We start from the raw sequence: 22,771 nt of genomic DNA, 5'->3' as shown, positions 1-22,771 counted from the left end.
GCCTCGCTTCCTCGGGTAGCATCTTTGTGCAAGAGCCCCTTGCGCTATTGCGCCAGGGGCTTCGTCTATTCCGGGGTACCCCAAGGTTCACGAAGGCTGTGACGCACATCAGCGGCTGCGGCCCCTGACCTTGGACATGCCCCGCCCGGAAGGGGTGTACGCCTGTGCCCGCACTTGTGCTGCTCGGTGCTCAGTGGGGTGACGAAGGCAAGGGAAAGGCCACCGACCTGCTCGGTGGGTCCGTGGACTACGTAGTGCGCTACCAGGGCGGCAACAACGCCGGCCACACGGTTGTCGTAGGCGACCAGAAGTACGCGCTGCACCTCCTCCCTTCCGGAATCCTCTCCCCGGACTGCACGCCGGTCATCGGTAACGGTGTCGTCGTCGACCCGTCGGTCCTGCTCTCCGAGCTGAGCGGTCTGAACGAGCGCGGCGTCGACACGTCCAAGCTCCTGATCAGCGGCAACGCTCACATCATCACGCCGTACAACGTCACGGTCGACAAGGTGACGGAGCGCTTCCTCGGCAAGCGCAAGATCGGCACGACCGGGCGCGGCATCGGCCCGACCTACGCGGACAAGATCAACCGCGTCGGTATCCGTGTGCAGGACCTCTACGACGAGTCGATCCTCACCCAGAAGGTCGAAGCGGCGCTCGAGGTCAAGAACCAACTCCTGACCAAGCTGTACAACCGCCGCGCGATCGAGTCGCAGCAGGTGGTGGAGGAGCTCCTCGGCTACGCGGACCAGATCAAGGGCTACGTGGCCGACACGACCCTGATCCTGAACAACGCCCTCGAGGAGAACAAGGTCGTCCTCTTCGAAGGCGGCCAGGGCACGCTCCTGGACATCGACCACGGCACGTACCCCTTCGTCACCTCGTCGAACCCGACCGCGGGCGGCGCCTGCACCGGCGCCGGCGTCGGTCCGACGAAGATCAGCCGCGTCATCGGCATCCTGAAGGCGTACACCACGCGAGTCGGCGCGGGCCCGTTCCCGACCGAGCTCTTCGACCAGGACGGCGAGGACCTGCGCCGCATCGGCGGCGAGCGCGGTGTCACCACCGGCCGTGACCGCCGCTGCGGCTGGTTCGACGCGGTCATCGCCCGCTACGCGACCCGCGTCAACGGCCTGACCGACTTCTTCCTCACCAAGCTCGACGTCCTCACGGGCTGGGAGCAGATCCCGGTCTGCGTCGCCTACGAGATCGACGGCAAGCGCGTCGAGGAGCTCCCGTACTCCCAGACCGACTTCCACCACGCGAAGCCGATCTACGAGAACCTGCCCGGCTGGTCGGAGGACATCACGAAGGCCAAGACCTTCGCCGACCTCCCCAAGAACGCGCAGGCCTACGTGAAGGCGCTGGAGGACATGTCCGGCGCCCCCATCTCGGCCATCGGCGTCGGCCCCGGCCGCGACGAGACGATCGAGATCAACTCGTTCCTGTAACCCAGGACACGCCTCACGACCGACGCCCCGCCCCGCCCACCCGGCGGGGCGGGGCGTCGGCCTTTCCCGGGGTCAGCCCGTCGCGGTCTGTCAGCCCTTCGCGGACTGCCTCCGGACGATCTCCGTGATCCAGGTCGGGGCGTAGGGGGACGTGCAGCCGGGTGGGGTCGGGTGGTCCTTGAGGACTTCGAGGCGTTCGCCGATCGCGAGGGCGCGGGGGCGGAGGGGCTCGTGGGAGATGCCGATCTGGGCCAGGCAGTGGTTCATCGCCCACTGGAGGCGGTCGGGGGCCTGCTTCATGCCGGACTCGATCGTGTCGAGGAGGGCGGGGAGGTCCAGGCCGGCCGGCTTCTTCGCGACGCGGTCCGTGGTCAGGGCCCAGCCGGCGCTCGCGACGACCGGGTCGGGGTCCTCCAGCCAGGCCAGACGGAGGTCCTCCGCGTGCGGGCTCTTCTTCACGACGTAGGAGACGAGCCAGTCGTGGACCTTCGGGGTGCGGGCCGTGCGGAGCATCGTGTCCAGCTCGTCGCGGGGGAAGGCCTTGGGGCGGGCGACGAGGAGGGCCAGGAGTTTCGCGGCCGTGTCGTCGGTGGACCACAGGGCGCGGGCCAGGTCCTGGTCGGGGCCGACGCGCTTGGCGAGGGCGCGCAGCCGGGTGAGGTTCACGCCGTGGTCGTCGCCGTGCCTCTCGTTGACGGCGCGCGCCTTCGGGTCCTCCAGCGCGGCCAGTTCGGCCCGGGCCTGCGCGAGCGTCGTCGCCGTACCGGTCACTGCTCTTTCCTCTCGTTCGTCCCCCACCTCACACGTTAGCTCCGCGGACCGACAGCGGCGGCTTCGCCGTTTTCGGCGACTCCGGTCCCAACTCTCCTGTTCTGCCTCATACTTGACCGCCCCATGACATCAAGGCCAAGGGATCGCGACGATGGGATTCCCGAACGACGAGGGCGCGACGGAGTTTCTGCGAGCCTTCAGAGCAGCCGTCTACCCCGAGCGGTGGCAGGTGCTCAAGCCGGCGAGCACTCCCCTGCCCCCGGTCCTGCTGGACACCGGCGGGTTCGGTGACGAGCGGTGCGCGCGCCGGCAGCGGGTGCTCGACTCGCTGGAGCGGGCGCTGCGCACCGGGGACGGGCGGGCCGTCGCCTTCTCGCGCCCCCAGCAGCTGCCGCCGGACCGGCCCGGCGAGGAGCTGCTCACCCTCCGGGTGGGCCGCGACCTGCGCACCCAGCCGCCCCGCCACGTCGGTGAACTGCGGCTGCGGGACTTCGAGTTCGTCGCCCGGATGGTGTCGTACGCGATCCGGCTCGCCCGGCTGCCCCGGGAGGGTGAAGGCGCCCTCACCGACGCCGAGCTGAACGACCGCCTGCAGGGCCGGGAGCTGCGCGACGCCCTGTACGCGCAGCGGGTCGCCGAGTCGAAGGGCCCGGCGCACCACCTGGCGAAGCTCGTGCCGGCGGCGGACGGCGGCAATCTCGTCCTCGCCTACCTGTCGCGGCTGCTGTCCCACCCCCTCTTCTACAGCCTGCCCCGCAAACTGTGGGACCGGCGCTGGGGCCACCGCCTGCTGCGCTCGCGCCGCTACGGCTGGTACCGCGCCTGGCTGCACCTCGCACACCCCGCGCGGTCCGTCTTCGACCAGGTCGGCGACGTCGTCGTGGCGCAGGGCCTCGCGCTGCGCGGCCCCGGGCACGAGCGCCAGAACGCGCTGCTCGAACTGGAGAAACTGCTGCTGCGCGCCCTCCTGTCCGACCTGCACCGCTCGCATCCGGCGCGCCTCGCGGGCCCCTGGAAGCGCCGCCGCCGCACCCGTCGCGTCGTCCTGCTCGAACTGCCCGCCGCGGACACCCCGCAGGGCCACGACGCGGCACGCTTCCTCCAGGCGTACCGCAGCGCCTACCGGGCGCCGGGCTCCGCGTCCCTGTTCGTCGTCGGGGCGGGCGAGCCGGAAGGCCATCCGGAGGCCGCCGGGCAGACCTGGCACCGGCAGGACGTGGAGAGCCTCGCCGTCGTGGGCCAGCACCTGACCGACCCGCCCGCCGAGCACGGGGACGTCGAGGCGGCGCCCTGGATCCTCGGCCGCCGCTTCGCGGACCCGGCGTTCGCGGGCGAGGGCCTGCCGGTCGCCCGGCTGCGCCCGCCCGCGCCGATGTGGGGGCCGCGCCTGGAGGCCGCGGCGATCGGTGTCGTGCTGGCCGCGCTGATCGGGACCGGCGTGAGCATGAGCCCGCTCGGCGGGGCGGACGAGGGCACGTACGCGCGCTGCCTGGACGGCACCAGGGTCTCGCGCGGCGCCGGGAAGCCCGAGGAGATCCTCGATCTGCACGTGGCGCGGAACGCGCTGCGCGACGACGATCCGGCCGCCGCCTACCGCAAGGTGCTCGCGCAGATCGAGAAGAACAACCGGCGGGCCGAGGACGACGAGAAGGCGACCGCGTCGGCCCCGATCGAGGAGCAGTACGTCGTCCGTACGGTCGTCTACGTCGCCCCGTCGCCCACCGAGGGCGCGTACAAGGCGCTGTCGGAGCTGCGCGGCATCTGGCTGGCGCAGTCCCGGTTCAACACCGAGGCGCACCGGGACAGCAGCCGCAGCCGGGTCGCGCTCCGCGTGGACGTGCGGGACGCGGGCCCGCACTTCGAGCGGGCGGAGAAGGTCGCGGACGGCATCGTGCGCGACGTGGAGCGCACGCGTGCGGCCCGGGACCACCGCACGGTCGTCGGCGTCATCGGCTTCGCCGAGAGCCGGCACGAGACGCGGGCGGCGGCCCGCGTCCTCAGCGAGCACCAGGTGCCGGCGATCAGCACGACGGCTTCGGCGGACGCGATGGAGAAGGCCGGGCCGTACTACCGGCCGATGGCCCCCAACGACGACCGCGAGAGCACGCTCGCCGTGCAGCTCGCGCACGAGGGCCCGGTGATCGAGGCGGACGGCGGTGGCGGCGGGGACGGCGCGGGCGGCGGGCCCGCGCGGTGCGAGTCGGCGACCCAGGCCGTCGTCGTGAGCACCGAGGCGGACCTCTACAGCAACGAGATCGGCGCCGAGTTCGTCCGGAAGTTCGACGCGCTGGAGCCGGGCGGCGCCAAGATGCTCCGCTACTCCGGCGACTCGGGCGACCCCGCCGAGATCGCCCAGCAGATCTGCGGATACGTCACGGCGAACCCGCGCACCGTCGTCTACTGGTCGTCCCGCGTGAACAGTTTCAGCAGCTTCCTGTCCAGCTACACCAGGACCGAGTGCACGGGCCGCACGCTGACGGTCATCGGCGGCAACGACATCACCAACGCCGAACTGAACGGCGACTTCAAGTACAACGTGTCGGAGCTGCGGCTCTACCACACGGCCCACGTCCTGCCCGCGGGCCACGAACTGGCGAACAACGTGGCACGCCGCTACGTCCGCAACTACGCCTACTACGCGGGCCCGGACGACAAGTGGCGCGACGACGGGCACGGCCCGATGGCCCACGACGCCTACCTCGTGATGAGCGCGGCCGCGGACGACGCCAACGCCAGCAACCGGCAGGACGTCACCCCGTCCGCGCTGAAGTCCAAGCTCGACAACCGGATCGCCCTGCAGGGCACGAGCGGCGCCATCCGCTACCCGCAGAGCAATCCCGGTTCGAAGCCGCCACGCGACAAGGCGATCGTGATCGAGATGGCCACCGAGGGCGAACCCCGGCTGGTGGCGTACTGCGGCGCGTTCGGCCTCGGCCCGGAGCTGCGCAGGACGACGTGGGGGCCGGACGACAGCCTGGACTGCCCGGCCGACTCACGCTGAGCCGCCCGCACCGGCCGCCGTCAGCCCTCCTTGTCGTACGTGAGGACCTGGCGGTGGCCGGTCGAGTCGATCAGGGTGCGGCGCAGCTCGCCCGAGGACAGGACCGTCACCGTGCTCGGCGTGCCGGGGCGGCACGCGACCTGCGGCTCGGCGACGACCGCCTCCGTGCCCTGGACGTTCAGGGTGGAGTCGTCGGCGGACGCGAGGGCGCCCTCGAACTCGCAGTGGTACGGGGATCCGCTGTCCAGCGTGCCGTCCTGGGTCAGCCTGAGCACGGTGTCGCCGGGCTCGCCCTGCTCGATGACGAGGGTGCGGGTGATGTGCCCGTAGTCGTTGTCCTGCTCGTTCGTCCACGTGCCCAGGAACTTCGCCGGGATGTCGCCCGCCCCGGCCTGCGACGGGGAGTCGGACTGCGACGGGGAGTCGGGCGGCTCGGTGGACTGCTGCCCCGGGGTCGTCTCGCCGCCCTGCTGCGAGGGCGCGGCCGAGGACTGGCCGGACGGCTTCGGGTCGTCCCCGCCCTTGCCCTCGGCCGAGCCGTCGTTCTTCATCAGCGCGTACACCGAGCCGCCCGCGCCGAGCGCCACGATCAGCGCGACCGCGACGAGCGCCGCCGTGGAGCGGCCCCGGCGCGGGGGCTCCTGCGGCGGGACGCCGACGGGGGCGAGACCGGGACCGTAGGGCGGCGTCTGGTTCCACACCGGCTGCGGCTGCGGCTGGGCGTGGAGGTGCGGCTGGGGGTGCGCCTGCGGGTAGCCGTACGCGGGCGGGGCCGGAGGCGTCGGCGCGGCGGCGTCCTGGCCGACGATCATCGTCGGGAGATGGTCGAGCTGCGCCCCGCCCGGAGCGCCCGGCGGCGGCGGCGCGTCCGGCTCCGTGGCCTGCGCGGGCGCCGGGGCGGGCTCCGGGGCGGGCGGCAGCGCGGGCCGGGCCGGGGCCGCCGGCAGGGAGGCCTGCTCCGGGTCCTCCGAGTCGAGCAGCTGCACGGCGTGCCGCCCCAGCTGTGCCACGAGCGCGCCCGGCAGCCACGGGTCCCGGGTGCGCCCGCCGTCGCCGAGCGTGTCCTCCGCGCCCGTCCGCTCCAGGATGTCCTCGAGCGTCGGCCGGTCGGCGGGCCGCTTGCGCAGACAGTCCCGTACGAGCTCCTGCAGGCCCTCCGGCAGCCCGTCGAGGTCCGGCTCCTCCTGCGCGATACGGAACATCAGGGCGTGCACCCCGCTGTTCGACGTACCGAAGGGCAGCGCGCCCGACGCCGCGTAGGCCAGCACCGAACCGAGGCAGAACACGTCGCAGGCCGGGGTGATGCGGTCCCCGCGCACCTGCTCCGGCGCCATGAAACCGGGCGAGCCGACGAGTGCGCCGGTCCGCGTCAGACCGCCGTCCGTGACCGTCTCCAGGGCGCGCGCGATGCCGAAGTCGATGACGCGCGGGCCGTCGATCGTCACCAGCACGTTCGACGGCTTCAGGTCGCGGTGGATCAGGCCCGCCGCGTGGATGTCCTGCAGCGCGTGCGCGAGACCCGCCGCCAGGATCCGTACCGAACGCTCGGGCAGCGCGCCGTGATCGTGCGAGACGACCTGCTGGAGCGAGGGGCCCGCGACATAGCCCGTGGCCAGCCACGGCACCGCGGCCTCCGTGTCGGCGTCGAGCACCGGCGCCGTCCACGCGCCGCCCACCCGCTGCGCCGCCTGCACCTCCTGCCGGAAGCGATTGCGGAACTCCTCCTGCTCGGCGAGCTCCTCGCGCACCAGCTTCACGGCGACCGTGCGGCCCCGCTCCGAGCGCGCCAGGTAGACCTGCCCCATCCCACCGGCCCCGAGCCGCCCCAGCAGCCGGTACGCGCCGATGTGCTGCGGGTCGCCCGGCCCCAGCCGGTCCAGTCTGTCCATGTCGCGCCACCCTCCCCCGAATCGTGACCAACAGCACGAGAATAGTGCGGGCCTACGACACAGAGGACCGATGCGCCTTCTACGGTTCCGTAACGCCCGGGAACGGACGGTCCGTAACGCCCGAGAACCGTCTGGGAACCCCGACAAACTGTCGCGTTCGGCGGCGGCGGGCGTACAGGACGCCGATGGTGCGCCCACAGTGCGGACATCTACCCTCGGGCTCATGACCCCTCAGCCGAATCCCCAGGTCGGCGCCGCCGTCAAGGCCGCGGACCGCAAGCACGTGTTCCACTCCTGGTCCGCGCAGGAACTCATCGACCCGCTCGCCGTCGCCGGCGCAGAAGGCTCCTACTTCTGGGACTACGAGGGCAACCGGTACCTCGACTTCACGTCCGGGCTCGTCTACACGAACATCGGGTACCAGCACCCGAAGGTCGTCGCCGCGATCCAGGAGCAGGCCGCGACGATGACGACGTTCGCGCCCGCGTTCGCCGTCGAGTCCCGCTCGGAGGCCGCCCGCCTCATCGCCGAGCGCACGCCCGGCGACCTCGACAAGATCTTCTTCACCAACGCCGGTGCCGACGCCGTCGAGCACGCCCTGCGCATGGCCCGTCTGCACACGGGCCGGCCCAAGGTGCTCGCCGCGTACCGCTCGTACCACGGCGGCACCCAGCAGGCGATCAACGTGACGGGTGACCCGCGCCGCTGGGCCAGCGACACGGGCTCCGCGGGCGTCGTCCGGTTCTGGGCGCCGTTCCTGTACCGGTCCCGCTTCTTCGCCGAGACGGAGGAGCAGGAGTGCGCCCGCGCGCTGGAGCACCTGGAGACGGCGATCCAGTTCGAGGGTCCGGCGACGATCGCCGCGATCATCCTGGAGACCGTGCCGGGCACCGCGGGCATCATGCTGCCGCCCGCGGGCTACCTGGCCGGGGTGCGCGAGCTGTGCGACAAGTACGGCATCGTCATGGTCCTCGACGAGGTCATGGCCGGCTTCGGGCGCACCGGTGAGTGGTTCGCCGCCGACCTGTACGACGTGACGCCGGACCTGCTGACCTTCGCCAAGGGCGTCAACTCGGGGTACGTCCCGCTGGGCGGTGTCGCGATCTCCGGCGCCATCGCGGAGACCTTCGCCAAGCGGCCTTACCCGGGCGGTCTCACGTACTCCGGGCACCCGCTGGCCTGCGCCGCGGCCGTCGCCACCATCAACGTGATGGAGGAGGAGGGCATCGTCGCCAACGCGGCGCGGCTCGGGACGGAGGTCGTCGAGCCCGGGCTGCGGGAGCTCGCCGAGCGGCACCCGTCGGTGGGCGAGGTGCGCGGCGTCGGCATGTTCTGGGCGCTCGAACTCGTACGGGACCGGGAGACGCGGGAGCCGCTCGTGCCGTACGCGGCCGCGGGCGAGGCCAACGCTCCCATGGCGGCGTTCGCGGGGGCCGCCAAGGCGAACGGTCTGTGGCCCTTCGTCAACATGAACCGCACGCATGTCGTGCCGGCCCTCAACATCACCGAGGCCGAACTGAAGGAGGGCCTCGCGGCCCTGGACGCGGCGCTCTCCGTCGCCGACGAGCACGTGGCCTGACGTCCCCTTTTCACCGGCCCGCGACTGCGGTTCGCGGCTGCGGTTCGCGGCTGCGGTTCGCGGCTGCGGGCTGGTGGGGCGGGGCGGTGCCGTCGGGGGGCGGTGCCGCAGGGGGTGCAGTGCCGCCGGGGGGGGCGGTGCCGTCGCCGGGTGCCGCGCCGTCGTGGCTGGTCGCGCAGTTCCCCGCGCCCTTGACGGGGCGTCCCTGGCCCGGCACTTCCAGGTCTCCGGGGTTGGCTTCTTCGGCGTCCGGACTCCGACTTCTGATCTCTGGCGTAGGGCCTCTCATTTGGCCCGCCGCCTGCTCCCACCATCCTGTCCCCTCCGGGGGCGTCGGCCCGGCGCCCGGCCTCGGGGCAGCGCTTCGGCCCCGGGTACGGCTTCCTCAGGCCCTGGTCTCGGCCCAGCCCCGGCCTCCCGGGCGGCCCGCCCGGTTCTCCCACACCCTGACGGCATCGCCCCAGCGCCCTGCCTCCGGCCGTACTGGAGCCCTGGGTACGGCTGCCGACCGCGCCGGCCTCGGCCGTTCAGGCCCCTGGCCCGCCCCGCCCGGCTACGCCCTCAGCACGCCGCCTCCGGCCGTACTGGAGCCCCGGCTACGGCTGCCGACCGCGCCGGTCTGGGCCACACTCCGGGCCCCCTGGCCCGCCGCCCGCTCCCACACCCTGACGGCCTCGCCCCAGCGTCCTGCTTTGGACCGCACTGCAACCCTGGATACGGCTTCCGGCCGCCCCTGTCTCGGCACCCCGGCCCCTGGCCCGCGCCTGCTCCCACACCCCGACGACCTCGGCCCAGCGCCCTGCCTCCGGCCGTACTGGAGCCCTGGGTACGGCTGCCCGCCGCGCCGGCCTGGGCCACTCCGGGCCCCCTGGCCCGCCGCCCGCTCCCACCCGCCCGCCCCCTCCGGGGGCGTCGGCCCGGCGCCCGGCCTCGGGGCAGCGCTGCGGCCCAGGGTGGGTATGCGGTCTCCCTGGCCTGGAGCGAGGCAGCGCCCCAGCATCGGGTGCGCGTTCCAGTCAGTCCCGGTTGCAGCGCTCTCGCCGTAGCGGGCGAGCATCGTCGCCGGGTGCGCCAGCGTCGGGGCTGGTCGCGCAGTTCCCCGCGCCCCTGAAGGCACACTTCGTGCGCCCCAGGGGCCTGTCGGGCGTGCCCCGCGATGGAGTCGCTCCGTCGGGGACAGCCCGCAGCCCTTGCGCGGTGCGCCCGGCGCTGGGACGGCCCAAGCCCTTGTGGGGTGCGCCCGGCGCCGGGCCGACTGCCCCCGGAGGGGGCGGGCGGGTGGGAGCAGGCGGCGGGCCAGGACTGGGCCCCAAGGCAGGGCCAGCGGCGGGGGCACACGGTTCCGGGTGCACTGGGTGCAGGCCTCGCACGGGGGCAGGGCTTCGGGCTGCCGTCGCCCGTCGTACCCCCGCGAAGGAGGCGCCGGTCGGAGGCAGTCCAACAGCCCTTCTGGGGTACGCCCGGCGCTGGGGACGGCCCCGAGCCCTTGTGGGGTGCGCCTGGTGCCGGGCCGACGGCCCCCGGAGGGGGCGGGCGGGTGGGAGCAGGCGGCGGGCCAGGGCTGAGCCCCAGCCTGCGACCCGGCCCCCGAAAGGCACCCGCCCACCCGAAAGGCACCCGCCCCACCCGAAAGGCACCCGCCCCGCCCGGAAGGCACCCGTCCCCGCCCGGAGGGCCAAGGCAGCACCCGCCCGGAAGGCCGGGCCACCCGCCCCGCCCGGAAGGCCGCGCGTAGTACTTGAGGGGGACCCGGAGGGACCCGTCCCGGTGGGGACGACTCGGGGTGGGTGGGGCGCCTACCGTGAGGCGCATGACCGAGACGACCACCTCCGCCAGCCCCGAGCTCAGCCTGGTCAAGGCGGCGCTGAGCGGGCTCCGCGCGGACCTGTTCCGGGACGTGCGGGCGTACCGTCCGCTGCCCCGCGCCGCGGCCGACGGCCCCTGGACCCGGATGTTCCCGCGCCGGATACGCGGCGAACTGGGGGTACTGCCGCACGCCGCCGTGCTGGCGCTCGCCCTGCTCACGTTCGCCGTCGGCGCGGAGAGCGTCAGCTTCGGCGCCGACGCGTACGTCGCCGTGCTGTGCGGAATCCTCGTGGCGGCGCCGGTGGCACTCACGCTGCTGCGCCCCGTCCTCGCCTGGTGGGTCTCGCTGGGCGCGGCCGCCGTCCTCGTCTTCGTGACCGGCGGCTCCCCGACCCCCTGGCCCGCAGGCAGCCTCGTCGGGCACACCCTCGTGATGATGATCGTCGCGGCCCGCACCGGGCCCCGCACGGCGGCCGGCATGTGGGCGCTGAGCACGCTCTACGGGTTCGTCGTGACGCCGGTGACCGGCGGCGACTGGTACAACAGCGACGCCGTTCCGATGCTGGTCGCCTCGGGCATCGCGGTCGCCCTGGTGACCCTGGTCCAGGTCAACCGGACAGCCCGCCGCGAGGTCGTCCAGGAGCGCACGGCAGGCGCCGTCGAACGCGACCGCCGCACCCTCCTCGAGGAGCGTACGAACATCGCCCGCGAGCTGCACGACGTCGTCGCCCACCACATGTCGGTCGTCGCCATCCAGGCCGAGGCGGCCCCGTACCGCGTGGAGAACCCGCCGCCGGAGCTGGAGCAGGCGTTCGTGACGATCCGGGAGAACGCGGTGGCGGCCCTCACCGAGCTGCGCCGGGTCCTGGGCGTCGTACGGGCCGAGGACTACGAGGCGCCGGACGCGCCGCAGCCGACCCTCGCCGACCTCGACCGCCTCCTGGACAACGTCCGTGACGCCGGCCTCACCGTCGACCGTGCCGTGACCGGCGCCGTCCGTGAACTGCCGCCCGGCGTCGAGCTGTCCGCGTACCGCATCGTCCAGGAGGCCCTCAGCAACGTCCTGCGGCACGCGCCCGGCGCCCCGGCCCGGGTGGAGGTCGCGTACGTGCTCGGCGGGCTCGGTCTGCGGATCGTGAACGGGCCGCCCGGCGCCCTGGTGAAGCCCAGCCCCGGCGCGGGGCACGGGGTCACCGGCATGCGGGAGCGGGTCGCGATGCTCGGCGGCGAGATGACGGCGGGCGCGACGGACGACGGCGGCTACGAGGTCTCGGTGTTCGTGCCGGTCGCGGCCACGCCGGACGCGGAGGGCGACGCATGATCAGGGTGCTGATCGCCGACGACCAGATGATGGTCCGCGAGGGCTTCTCGGTGCTGCTGGGCGCCATGCCGGACATCGAGGTCGTCGGCGAGGCCGTCAACGGGGCGGAGGCCGTCGCCCGGGTCCGCGAACTGCGCCCCGACGTCGTCCTCATGGACATCCGCATGCCGGAGCTCAACGGCATCGACGCCACCCGCGAGATCGTCGCCGCGGGCGAGGGCGCCAAGGTCCTCGTCCTCACCACCTTCGACCTCGACGAGTACGTGTACCAGGCGCTCCGCGCGGGCGCCTCGGGCTTCCTGCTCAAGGACGCCTCGGCCCGCCAGCTCGCCGACGGCGTCCGCGTGGTGGCCTCCGGCGAGGCGCTGCTCGCACCGACGGTGACCCGCCGTCTGATCACCGAGTTCTCCAAGCTCGCCGAGACGCCCCGGGTCCGCGCCGAGGCCTACGGCGAACTCACCGAACGGGAGACGGAGGTCCTCGTCCTCATCGCCCAGGGCCTGTCGAACGCGGAGATCGCCACGCGTCTCGTCGTCGCCGAGTCCACGATCAAGACGCACGTCAGCCGGATCCTGGTGAAGCTGGGGCTGCGCGACCGCACCCAGGCGGCGGTCTTCGCGTACGAGGCCCGCCTCGTGACCCCGAGCTGACTGCGCCTTCCTCGGGGAAATGCGAACCGGAGGGTCTGCGTTTCAGGGGCGCGGGGCTGTGTCCGTCAGCGGGTCCGCCGCGGGGTGCGAGAAGCCCGACCGGGGCCGCGGACGCCGGCCGGACCCGAGCCACCCGAGCTCGTGGGCCTGTCCCCGCCCCGGACGGCAGGACTAATGTCCGCTCATGAGCGACACCGTCACCGCCTTCGACCCCTGGTCCCCGGAGTTCCTGGCCGACCCCTACCCCGCGTACCGCGCGCTGCGCGCGTCCGGCCGGGTCCACCGCTACGAGCCCACCCGCCAGTACCTGATCCCGCACCACCGGGACGTCTCCGCCCTGCTCCGGGACCGCCGTCTGGGCCGCACCTACCAACACCGCTGCACGCACGAGGAGTTCGGCCGGACCGCGCCGCCGCCGGAGCACGAGCCGTTCCACACCCTCAACGACCACGGCATGCTCGACCTGGAGCCGCCGGACCACACCCGCATCCGCCGCCTGGTCTCCAAGGCCTTCACCCCGCGCACGGTCGACCGGCTGCGCCCGTACGTGGAGAAGCTGGCCGGCGACCTCGTCGGGGACCTCGTCGCGGCCGGCGGCGGCGACCTCCTGACGGCGGTCGCGGAGCCCCTCCCCGTCGCCGTCATCGCCGAGATGCTCGGCATCCCGGAGTCCGACCGGCCCCTGCTGCGCCCCTGGTCGGCGGCGATCTGCGGCATGTACGAGCTGAATCCGCCGGAGGAGACGGCACGGGCCGCGGTCCGGGCGTCCGTCGAGTTCACGGCGTATCTGCGGGAGCTGATCGCCGCCCGCCGCACCGACCCCGGCGACGACCTGGTCTCCGGTCTGATCGCCGCGTACGACGAGGGCGACCGGCTGACCGAGCAGGAGATGATCTCCACCTGCGTGCTGCTCCTGAACGCGGGCCACGAGGCCACGGTCAACTCCACGGTGAACGGCTGGGCGGCCCTGTTCCGCCACCCCGGGCAGCTGGCCGCCCTGCGCGCGGACCACTCCCTGGTCCCGTCCGCGATCGAGGAGCTGATGCGCTACGACACCCCGCTCCAGCTCTTCGAACGCTGGGTCCTGGAGGACATCGAGGTCGCCGGGACGGTCATCCCCCGGGGCTCCGAAGTGGCGCTGCTCTTCGGTTCCGCGAACCACGACCCGGAGGTCTTCCGCGACCCCGAGCGTCTGGACCTGACCCGCGCCGAGAATCCGCACATCTCCTTCAGCGCGGGCATCCACTACTGCATCGGCGCCCCGCTCGCCCGGATCGAACTCGCCGCGTCCATGCGGGCGTTGCTGACGCAGGCCCCGACGCTGCGGGCGACGTCGGAGCCTGTGCGCAAGCCGAACTTCGTGATCCGGGGCCTGGAGGGACTGCCCGTCGAGCTCTGAACCGCAGCCGGTGACCGGCTAGTTGGAGAGGTCGCGGCGGCGCAGGGCCGCGAGGCCGGCGGCGACGAGCACCGCCGCCAGACCGGTCAGGACGAGCACCGGCGGCCAGTCCATCGTGCCGCCGGGCAGCTTCGGGAGGTGGCCGAACGGGGACAGGTTCATGACCGCCTGCGGGAGCTTCAGGGCCGGGCCGAGCCAGCCGAGGAGCAGGGCCGCGCCGGCCACGGCCCAGCCCGCCGGGGCGGCCTGCGGGGCGAGCCCGTACAGGAGCGCGGCGACCGCGCCGAGCACCCACACCGCGGGGAGCTGGACCAGGCACGCGGCGAGGATCGGGCCCAGGTCGTGGCCGTATCCGGCGGCCAGGCCGAGCCCGCCGAGCAGCATGATCAGCACGGCGCCGCCGAAGGCGATGACCAGGTGGCCGGCCGCCCAGCGCAGCCGGCCCACCGCGCCGGTCAGGACGGGCTCGGCCCGCTGTCCGGTCTCCTCGGCGTGCAGGCGCAGCACGGCCTGGACGACGTAGAGCGCGGCGACCATGCCGAGCATGCCGACCATCGCGGCGAGGAACGCGTCGGTGAGCCCGGACTGGCCGCCCATCCGCTCGATGATCTCGCGGGTGTCCGCGCTGCCGCCGACGAGATCGGTGGCCCCGTTGGTGACGCCGCCGAGCGCGGCGCCGGACGCGAGGAAGGCGAGGGACCAGCCGAGGACGCTGCCGCGCTGGAGCCGCCAGGCGAGGGCGGCCGCGGAACCGATCCGGCCACGGGCCGGTCCCGGGCGGCTGGGCAGGAAGCTCATCCCGATGTCGCGGCGCCCGGCGAGGACGTAGGCCGCCGCGCCCTGGGCGAGCACGGCCGCGGCGAACAGGAGCAGCACCCACCAGCGTTCACCGGCGTAGGCGCGGGTGTTCTCCAGCCAGCCGATCGGGGAGAGCCAGGTCATGACGGACGAACCGTCGACGCTGCCGGCGTCACCGGCGGCGCGCAGCACGAAGGCCACGCCGAGCAGTCCCGCGGTCGCGCCGCGGGCGAGCCGGGCGCTCTCGGTGAACTGGGCGACGATCGCGGCCATCGTCGCGAAGACCATGCCGGCGCCGCCGGTCGCGAGGCCCAGCGCGAGCGCGCCCGCGAGCCCGTCACCGGCCGTGACGGCCATGCCGACGGTGATGAACACGGCGATCGTCGCGTTCGCGATCAGGGCCGCGAGCAGGGCGGCGGTGAGCGGGGCGCGCCGGCCGACCATCGCGGCGGACACCATCTCCTGGCGCCCGCTCTCCTCCTCGTCGCGGGTGTGCCGCACGACGATCAGCAGGCTCATCGCCGCAGCGAACACGGCCGCGTACGCGCCGACCCGCCATACGGTGAGCCCGCCGAGGGAGTCGTCGAGGGCCGGTCCGTAGAGGGCGCGCAGCGAGCTGTTGGTGCGCATGGTGTCGAGCACGCCGGCCCGCTCGGCGTCCGTCCCGTACAGGCCCTTCAGGGTCTTCGGCATGGTGACGACGGTGAGGGCCACGACGTAGATCCAGACCGGCATCATGATCCGGTCGCGGCGCAGGGCGAGCCGCAACAGGGCGCCGGTCCCGGCGAGTTGGCGGCTGCCGCCGGTGCGCGGGGCGTAGCCGGTGGTGGTGGCAGTGACGGCGGCGCTCATCGGGTCACCTCGGAGGGGGCGGCCCCGGTGAGGTCCTCCTGGTAATGGCGCAGGAAGAGCTCTTCGAGGGTGGGCGGCGTGCTGGTCAGGGACCGGACGCCGGAGGCGGTGAGGGAGCGCAGTACGGCGTCGAGCCGGTCGGACTCGACCTGGAGCCGCACGCGGTGGCCCTGGACGTCGAGGCCGTGCACGCCGGGCAGGTTCGCCAACCCGTTGGGCGGGCCCGCGAGTTCGGCGGTGACGCTGGTGCGGGTGAGGTGGCGCAGCTGGGCGAGGGAGCCGCTCTCGACGGTGCGGCCCTTACGGATGATGCTGACGCGGTCGGTGAGCTCCTCGACCTCGCTGAGGATGTGAGACGACAGCAGGACGGTCTGTCCGCGTTCGCGGGCGGCCTCGCGCACGTACGCCTGGAAGACCTCCTCCATCAGCGGGTCGAGTCCCGAGGTGGGCTCGTCGAGGATGAGCAGGTCGACGTCGGCGGCGGCGAAGGCGGCGACGAGCGCGACCTTCTGCCGGTTGCCCTTGGAGTACGTGCGGCCCTTCTTGGTGGGGTCCAGCTCGAAGCGCTCGACGAGTTCGGCGCGGCGCCGCTCGTCGAGGCCGCCGCGCAGCCGTCCGTACAGGTCGATGACCTCGCCGCCGCTGAGGTTGCGCCACAGGGTGACGTCGCCGGGGACGTACGCGACCTTGCGGTGCAGCTCCACGGCGTCGGCCCAGGGGTCGCCTCCGAGCATCTGCACGGCGCCCGAGTCTGCGCGGAGCAGTCCGAGGAGCACGCGGATGGTGGTCGACTTGCCGGCGCCGTTCGGGCCGAGGAAGCCGTGCACCTCGCCGGCCTCGACGTCCAGGTCGAGCCCGTCCAGGGCGTGGGTCCTGCCGAACGACTTGTGCAGTCCGGAGACCGTGATTGCCTTCGTCATGATTCTGAAACTACGCGGGCTTCACAAATTTGTGAAGTTAAGGAAGCGTATAAACTCGGGGGCTCAGGCGGGGGCGGTACGGGCAGGGGAGATGATCAGGACATGAGCGGCGCCGACGACGACACGAAAGCGGTGGACTCCGCGGGGTCCGCGGACCCGCGCGCCCGCTTCGTCGAACGCTTCGCGGGTCAGCTCGTCGAGGCCGGGATGCCGCGGATGCCGGCCCGGATCTTCGCCGCGCTGCTCGCCTCCGACTCCGGGGCCCTGACCTCGGCGGAACTCGGGGAGCGGCTCACCGTCAGCCCGGCCGCGGTCTCCGGCGCGGTGCGGTACCTCACGCAGCAGCACATGGTCACGCGCGAACGGGAACCAGGGACGCGGCGCGACCTGTTCCGGGTGCACAGCAACCAGTGGTACGAGGCGCTGGGCAACCGGGACAGCGTCCTCAAGCGCTGGGAGGACGCCCTGCGCGAGGGCGTCGACAACCTCGGCCCCGACAGCCCCGCGGGCCGCCGCATCGCCGAGACCCTGGCCTTCTTCGAGTTCATGCAGCTCGAACTGGCCGAAATGATGGCCCGCTGGCGAGCCCACCGCAAAACCCTCGGCCTGGACGACCCTCAGCCCCGCTGAACCCTGCCCCTTCCCGGGGACGGCATCGACGGGCGGCCCCACCTGCCCGGACCCATCCACCCCCGGGCCCAGCCGTGGTCCAGCCCTGCTCCGGGCCGCACGGGAGGCACCGCGCCAGAGGCGAGAGGCGTCGGGGAGTCGAGCCCCGGCAGAGGGGCGCGGGGAACTGCGCGCTCAGCCATCGCAGCGGTCCGGCCGCGATGCGCGCTGAACCGGCGCGGCCCCCGGCGTACCCCGCCCAAGCCCCGCAGGGAATCGGCTCAGCGCGACGAACGCGGCGTCACCAGCCCGGACTCGTACGCGAAGACCGCCGCCTGGGTGCGGTCGCGCAGGCCCAGTTTCACGAGGATGCGGCCTACATGGGTCTTCACCGTCTGCTCGGCGACGACGAGACTCGCCGCGATCTCCGCGTTCGACAGCCCCTGGGCGATCAGCACGAGGACCTCCGACTCGCGGTCGGTGAGCTCGGCGGGCCGCTGCCCCGGCACGGCCCCCGCCCGGGCGCCCCCGTCCGACAGCCGCGCGTACTCCGCGATCAGCCGCCGCGTGACGGTCGGCGCGAGCAGAGCCTCGCCGGAGGCGACGACGCGGACCGCCTCCGCGAGCTGCTCCGCGGAGGCGTCCTTGAGCAGGAACCCGGAGGCCCCCGCGCGCAGCGCCTCGTACACGTACTCGTCGAGGTCGAAGGTGGTCAGGACGAGGACCCGTACGGCGGGGTGCGACGCGGTGACCCGGCGGGTCGCCTCGATGCCGCTGAGCTCAGGCATCCGGATGTCCATGAGGACGACGTCCGGGGCGAGTTCGGCGACCTGCGCGAGCGCGTCGAGCCCGTCGACGGCCTGCCCGACGACCTCCAGGTCGGGCTGGGTGTTCAGGAGCACGGTGAACCCCTGCCGGACCATCATCTGGTCGTCGGCGATCAGGACCCGGATCGGCATGTCAGTTCTCTCCCCCGGCAGGACGTGCGCCCGGGCGAGGACCGCCGGACGCGGGCAGGAAGGCCCGTACCTCGTAGCCGCCGGCCACGGCGACGGGCCCGGCGTCGAGCGTGCCGCCCAGCATCGCGGCGCGCTCCCGCATGCCGAGCAGCCCGTGCCCCGCGCCGGGCGAGGGCGCCGCAGGCCGCTCGGGCGCGGTGTTGGTGACCCGGACCCCGAGCCCGTCCGGGCGGTGGTCGAGCGCCACCTCGACCGTCGAACCCGGCGCGTGCCGCAGCGCGTTGCTGAGCGCCTCCTGCACGATCCGGTACGCCGACAGTTCGACGCCGGGCGGCAGCGGGCGTCGCTCCCCGGTGCCGAGGACGGTCACGGCGAGCCCGGCGGCCCGGGTGCCGGCGACGAGCGTGTCGAGCCGGTCGAGGGTGGGCTGCGGGCGCTGCGGCGCGGCGGCCGTCCCGGGATCGTCGTCGCCCACGCCGCCCGCCCCCGGATCCTCCGCGCGCAACACCCCCAGCACCCGCCGCAGTTCGGCCAGCGCCTCCAGGGCGCTCGCGCGGATGCCGTCCAGGTTCTCCTTCAGGGCGTCCGGCGGGTTCTCGACGAGGTGCGGGGCGACCTGCGCCTGGATCGAGATGACGGACATGTGGTGGGCGACGACGTCGTGCAGTTCGCGGGCGATGTTCGCGCGCTCCTCCAGGACCGTGCGCCGGGCCCGCTCCTCCGCCGTGATCTCCTCCTGGACGACGAGCCGGTTGCGCGCCTCCCTGCGGCCGCGCAGCGCGATCCCGAGCAGGGCGACCATCCCGAACACGACGATGGAGAGTGCCGTCGTCGAGGAGTAGCGGGCGATGTCCGCCCCGGAGCCCTGGACGAGCGGCCCGGCGGCCGCGCTCAGCGCGAACGCGACGACGGCCGCCCGCGTCGGCACCCGCAGCGCGAGCAGCAGCAGCACGGCCCCGTGGGCGACGACGGCGGGCGCGGCCCACGGCCACGCGTCCTCGCCGGACGCCGCCTGACCGGACAGCCAGGGCAGGGCGAGCCGTGCCACGAGGACGCTGTCGAGCAGCGACAGCCAGAACGCGCACGCGGGCCGCCACAGCGCGAGCAGCATCGCGCCGCCCTGCACGCCCATGAGGGCGATGGCGGCCGGTGTGCCCAGGTGGTAGCCGTTGCCGATCTGGTCGATGCCGGAGAGCGTCGTGCCGAGGGCGATCCAGGCGAGCAGCAGGTGCGGCACCCAGCGCAGCAGCCGCGGCCGGCTCAGCGGCGGCAGCGGCCTGCGGTCGAAGGTGAGCAGGTCGCGCCGCAGGGAACGCAGCAGCGCCCCGAGATCGTCCGCCTCGGCTGCCCCGCGCTCCCTCCGGCCCCCCGCCCTGTCCCCCACCATGTCCCCCACCATGTCCCCCACCCTAGAGGGGGACATGGGCGCCCGGCGCCGCCGTTCAGCCATGACGGACCACGGCCCGCGGGCTCCGGCGGCGCCGCTCCCGGACCACGCGCGAGCCGCGCCGGCCCCCGCCCTGCTCGTACGTGCGGAACGCCGCCCAGCACACGGTCAGGGCGAGCGCGAACACCGGCAGCCAAGCCGCCCGCGCCGCGACCCAGGTGAGCGAGTCGGGCACGGTGTGCAGGCCGGGCAGCCGGCCCGCGAGCAGGCCCGTCGCGGTGACCGCCATCAGGGCCGTCTGGTGCCACAGGAAGATCGTCATCGCGAACAGGTTGACCACCGCGACCGCCGCCCAGGCCACCGGCCGGCGCAGCCAGGACCGCAGCCGGTCCAGGAGCAGCAGCGCGAGTCCGCACTGGGCGAGCCCGAAAGTGACGGCGGCGAGCGTCGGCGGGTTCAGGTTCGACACGGGGGCGCCGGGCACGCCGACCATCGACGCCGGGTACCCGGCCCACAGGACGAGCCCGGCCGTCGCGGCTGCCCCGCCGGCGAGCAGCACCACCCCGGCCCGCCGGCCCAGCGCCTCCCGCGTCCAGGCCGCGCCCAGCGTGTACGGCACGAGCCAGCCGGCCGCCAGGTTGATCCAGCCGAGCCAGGCCGGGCCACCGAAGCCGAACCGTACGAGGTCCACATGGAGGACGACGGCCAGCGGCCACAGCGGGTTGAGCCGGGCCACGAGCGGCGTCGCGGCGGTCAGCGCGGCGAACACCAGCAGGAACCACAGCGGGGACAGCGCGAGTTTCCCCAGGGTGTGGACGGTGTCGTACGGCACCCCGGACAGGAGCATGCCGAGCGCCGCCGCCGTCCACACCCCGAGCACCGCCGCGACCGGCCGGAACAGCCGCCCGAGCCGGGCCGTCAGCCACGCCCCGTACGTCTCGCCGCGGGCCCGCGCCGACGCGTACCCCTTGGTCGCCATGTGCCCGCCGACCAGGAAGAACACGGCGAGCGTCTGGAACAGCCAGGAGACGGGCGCGAGCCAGGACAGGTGCTGGAGCGGGCTCGCGGTGTGCAGGGCGCCGTCGCCGCCGGGCACCAGGGCCGTGACGAACCAGTGCCCGAGGACGACCCCGCAGATCGCGAGGGCGCGCAGCGCGTCGACCGCGCGGTCCCGGTGCGCGGGGGTCGCCGCGTCGACCCGCCGGACGAACGACCGTGCGGGCAGCAGGAGTTCACGCATGAGAAGCCTCCGTCACATCGGACACGCCTGCGGGGGACACGGGGAACGACGGGGAGCCGGGGGATGCCTGGGAGCCGGGAGATGCCTGGGATGCCGCCGCGCCCCGCACATCGCCGGTGCGGGGATCCGAGCCCAGGACGATGCGGGCCATCCCCGCGAGGGAAGGGGTGCCGGGGCGGAAGTAGTCGCTGTGGCCGCCGGCCCCGGCGGCGAAGACCCGGGCGCCGAAGCCGGGCGAGACAGGGTCGGCGCCGAGACCGACCGTCGTGCCGAAGAACCCGGCGCTCACGTGCGGCACATGGGCGATCCAGTCGCCGCCGCCCCGCGCCGCCCACACCCGGGCCCGGGTGCCGAGCCCCGAGGCGCTGTCCGCGCCGGTGCCCGGGCTGCCGACCAGGACGAGGTCGGACACCGCCGCGGGACCGCGCAGCGCGCCGGCCGCGCGCCCGCACACCACGGATCCGTACGAATGGCAGAGCAGGGTGACCGACGGGCGGTGGCCGCCGCTGCCCAGCGACCTCAACTCCCGTACCGCGTCGACCAGTCGGGGCGCCGCCTCTTCGGCGCGGCCCGGAGTGGCGACGGCGGCGCTGACGGTGGCCGGTGTCTCGTAGCCGAGCCAGGCGACGACCGCGGCCCGTCCGCCGAGCCGGTCGCGCAGGGCGAGCGCACCCGCGCGGAACCGGTCGTAGGTGTCGAGGGACGTGTCCGAGCCGGGGACCAGGACGGCGATCCGGCGGGCGCGGGCCAGATCGCCGAACACCTCGACGGCCCGGCCGGAGCCGCGCGCGTCGAAGTGCAGGAACGTCCGGCCGTCCGCGGCCATCTCGCGCAGCTCACGGGCCCGGCTCACGGCCCCGAACCCGGCGGCCATGCGGGCGGCCTCCCGCGCCACGGCCCGGTTCGCGTCGTACGCCGAGTCCAGCGAGCCCGCGGTGACCGGGCCGGTGCGGGCCGGCGGCGGGGCGGGGACGTCGGGGTGCGCGGCCGCCGAGACCGGCACCGCCACGGCGCCCGTCACCAGCGCCGCAAGCAGCGTCCGGCGGATCCGTCCCGGCCAGCGGCCCATGCCGTCACTCCCCCTCCGGGCACCGCCGTCCGGTGCCTCTGGAAAGGAAGTTATGAATCACGGGCCGTAACCGGCATCACGCCACGGAGCCAACCTCGCGCGTAGCTCCCAGGTATCACCCGTCATACCCGGGTAGGGGTACTCCTTCTCAACCCATCGCCCTACCAGGCGAGTTGGGCGATCTCCTCGGCGACGACCGCGCACGCGTCGGCGGCCGGGTCGATCAGCGGGAAGTGGCCGACCTCCTCCAGGTACGTGACGCCGACGACCTCGCCCGCCTGCGCCGCCGCGTCCGCGTACGCCTCGGTCACCGCGAACGGGACAGTGGTGTCGGTGCGGCCCTGCACGATCGTCGTGGCGATCCCGGTGGGCAGCAGCAGCGACGGATCGGCCCAAGGCCGCCGCTCCTCGAACAACTTCGGTGAACCGCCGAGGAGTTGGCCGCTCGCCCCGCCGCACACGCCCAGCTCCTCCGACAGCGCCAGGTCGGCGATCGGCGCGAGCGCGACGACGCCGCGCAGCGCGGGCGCGGCCGGGGTGAACCAGGGGGCGTCCACGGGCAGTACGTGCCGGGCCGCGGCCCACAGCGCGAGGTGTCCGCCCGCCGAGTGCCCGGTGACGACCGTGCGGCGCACGTCCGCGGCGGGCAGGTGCTCGGCGACGAGCGCGGGCAGCGCGTCGAAGGCGGCCGCCACGTCGTCGAAGGTCTCCGGCCAGCGCCCGGCGACGGGCCCCTTCACCCCCTGATGAGGAACGGCTGCGCCTTGCGGGGGGACATCCCCCGGCCCCCGCCGGTACTCGACGTTGGCGACGGCGAAGCCGCGCCGGGCCAGGTAGTCGCAGAAGGGGCTCAGATGCTTCCGGTCGTAGGGCGCCCGCCAGGCGCCGCCGTGCAGGGCCACGACCAGCGGGGCCGTGGCCACCGCCGTCCTCGGCGCGTGGAAGTCGATCACCTGGTCCGGGTGATCTCCGTACGCGGCGCTGACGTCCGGCTCGACGACGGGGTGCGAGAAGGCCGACGCCTCCTCGGCCGCGTCGCGGGCGGCGGCTTCGTCCGGCATGCTCCAACCTCT

General features: G+C 74.0%; 16 protein-coding genes. 7 read left to right on the top strand and 9 right to left on the bottom strand.

Annotation, left to right across the window (positions count from 1 at the left end; all coding sequences use genetic code 11):
• Positions 1 to 164 precede the first annotated feature (164 nt).
• The gene (locus ACFW9D_RS09470; protein WP_384619668.1) at positions 165 to 1,448 is read left to right on the top strand and encodes an adenylosuccinate synthase; all 1,284 of its coding nucleotides are present in this window, start codon (positions 165 to 167) and stop codon (positions 1,446 to 1,448) included.
• Between the two features lie 90 nt (positions 1,449 to 1,538).
• Here the strand turns inward: ACFW9D_RS09470 and ACFW9D_RS09465 are convergent, their stop codons facing one another.
• The gene (locus ACFW9D_RS09465; protein WP_384619665.1) at positions 1,539 to 2,219 is read right to left on the bottom strand and encodes a DNA alkylation repair protein; all 681 of its coding nucleotides are present in this window, start codon (positions 2,217 to 2,219) and stop codon (positions 1,539 to 1,541) included.
• 151 nt (positions 2,220 to 2,370) lie between these two features.
• Between ACFW9D_RS09465 and ACFW9D_RS09460 the strand changes: the two genes are divergently transcribed.
• On the top strand, positions 2,371 to 5,220 hold the full coding sequence (locus ACFW9D_RS09460; RefSeq protein ID WP_384619663.1) for a hypothetical protein: 2,850 nt from the start codon (positions 2,371 to 2,373) through the stop codon (positions 5,218 to 5,220).
• Positions 5,221 to 5,240: 20 nt separating this feature from the next.
• On the opposite strand, the gene ACFW9D_RS09455 is transcribed toward ACFW9D_RS09460, so the two are convergent.
• The gene (locus ACFW9D_RS09455; RefSeq protein WP_384619704.1) at positions 5,241 to 7,100 is read right to left on the bottom strand and encodes a serine/threonine-protein kinase; all 1,860 of its coding nucleotides are present in this window, start codon (positions 7,098 to 7,100) and stop codon (positions 5,241 to 5,243) included.
• A gap of 232 nt (positions 7,101 to 7,332) precedes the next feature.
• Between ACFW9D_RS09455 and ACFW9D_RS09450 the strand changes: the two genes are divergently transcribed.
• The 4 genes from ACFW9D_RS09450 (at position 7,333) to ACFW9D_RS09435 (ending at position 13,864) form a co-directional block, all read left to right on the top strand.
• The gene (locus ACFW9D_RS09450; protein ID WP_384619660.1) at positions 7,333 to 8,688 is read left to right on the top strand and encodes an aspartate aminotransferase family protein; all 1,356 of its coding nucleotides are present in this window, start codon (positions 7,333 to 7,335) and stop codon (positions 8,686 to 8,688) included.
• Positions 8,689 to 10,498: 1,810 nt separating this feature from the next.
• Complete coding sequence (locus tag ACFW9D_RS09445; protein ID WP_188338151.1) at positions 10,499 to 11,815, top strand: sensor histidine kinase; 1,317 nt, start codon at positions 10,499 to 10,501, stop codon at positions 11,813 to 11,815.
• The gene (locus tag ACFW9D_RS09440; RefSeq protein ID WP_188338150.1) at positions 11,812 to 12,465 is read left to right on the top strand and encodes a response regulator transcription factor; all 654 of its coding nucleotides are present in this window, start codon (positions 11,812 to 11,814) and stop codon (positions 12,463 to 12,465) included. The genes ACFW9D_RS09445 and ACFW9D_RS09440 overlap by 4 nt, the downstream gene beginning before the upstream one ends.
• 184 nt (positions 12,466 to 12,649) lie before the next feature.
• Positions 12,650 to 13,864 carry a cytochrome P450 gene (locus tag ACFW9D_RS09435; RefSeq protein WP_384619656.1) on the top strand — a complete coding sequence of 405 codons (1,215 nt, stop codon included), beginning with the start codon at positions 12,650 to 12,652 and terminating at the stop codon, positions 13,862 to 13,864.
• A gap of 18 nt (positions 13,865 to 13,882) precedes the next feature.
• Here ACFW9D_RS09435 and ACFW9D_RS09430 read toward each other — a convergent pair whose 3' ends face one another.
• Together ACFW9D_RS09430 and ACFW9D_RS09425 are read right to left on the bottom strand one after the other, a co-directional pair.
• Positions 13,883 to 15,514, bottom strand: coding sequence for an ABC transporter permease (locus ACFW9D_RS09430; RefSeq protein ID WP_384619653.1), 1,632 nt, complete (start codon positions 15,512 to 15,514; stop codon positions 13,883 to 13,885).
• Entirely contained in the window at positions 15,511 to 16,434 is a 924-nt protein-coding gene (locus tag ACFW9D_RS09425; protein ID WP_384619650.1) for an ATP-binding cassette domain-containing protein, read from the bottom strand. Before ACFW9D_RS09425 ends, ACFW9D_RS09430 begins: the two co-directional genes overlap by 4 nt.
• 102 nt (positions 16,435 to 16,536) lie before the next feature.
• Here ACFW9D_RS09425 and ACFW9D_RS09420 point away from each other — a divergent pair, with 102 nt between their 5' ends.
• Positions 16,537 to 17,064, top strand: a complete 528-nt coding sequence (locus tag ACFW9D_RS09420) for a GbsR/MarR family transcriptional regulator (RefSeq protein WP_384619647.1) — start codon at positions 16,537 to 16,539, stop codon at positions 17,062 to 17,064.
• 260 nt (positions 17,065 to 17,324) lie between these two features.
• On the opposite strand, the gene ACFW9D_RS09415 is transcribed toward ACFW9D_RS09420, so the two are convergent.
• The 5 genes from ACFW9D_RS09415 to ACFW9D_RS09395 form a co-directional block, all read right to left on the bottom strand.
• Positions 17,325 to 18,002 carry a response regulator gene (locus tag ACFW9D_RS09415; protein WP_384619644.1) on the bottom strand — a complete coding sequence of 226 codons (678 nt, stop codon included), beginning with the start codon at positions 18,000 to 18,002 and terminating at the stop codon, positions 17,325 to 17,327.
• A 1-nt stretch (position 18,003) separates the two neighbouring features.
• Positions 18,004 to 19,389 (bottom strand): sensor histidine kinase, encoded by a 1,386-nt coding sequence (locus ACFW9D_RS09410; protein ID WP_384619641.1) that lies wholly within the window; start codon positions 19,387 to 19,389, stop codon positions 18,004 to 18,006.
• Positions 19,390 to 19,444: 55 nt separating this feature from the next.
• Positions 19,445 to 20,629 carry an acyltransferase gene (locus tag ACFW9D_RS09405; RefSeq protein WP_384619638.1) on the bottom strand — a complete coding sequence of 395 codons (1,185 nt, stop codon included), beginning with the start codon at positions 20,627 to 20,629 and terminating at the stop codon, positions 19,445 to 19,447.
• On the bottom strand, positions 20,622 to 21,698 hold the full coding sequence (locus tag ACFW9D_RS09400; RefSeq protein WP_384619635.1) for an alpha/beta hydrolase: 1,077 nt from the start codon (positions 21,696 to 21,698) through the stop codon (positions 20,622 to 20,624). Before ACFW9D_RS09400 ends, ACFW9D_RS09405 begins: the two co-directional genes overlap by 8 nt.
• A 161-nt stretch (positions 21,699 to 21,859) precedes the next feature.
• Complete coding sequence (locus ACFW9D_RS09395; RefSeq protein ID WP_384619633.1) at positions 21,860 to 22,759, bottom strand: alpha/beta hydrolase; 900 nt, start codon at positions 22,757 to 22,759, stop codon at positions 21,860 to 21,862.
• Between the last annotated feature and the right edge of the window lie 12 nt (positions 22,760 to 22,771).

This window comes from Streptomyces sp. NPDC059524 (assembly GCF_042749255.1).
Classification (GTDB): domain Bacteria; phylum Actinomycetota; class Actinomycetes; order Streptomycetales; family Streptomycetaceae; genus Streptomyces; species Streptomyces xanthii.
Note: the sequence above shows the minus strand (reverse complement) of the source record. Positions and strands in the feature narration are given on the sequence as shown.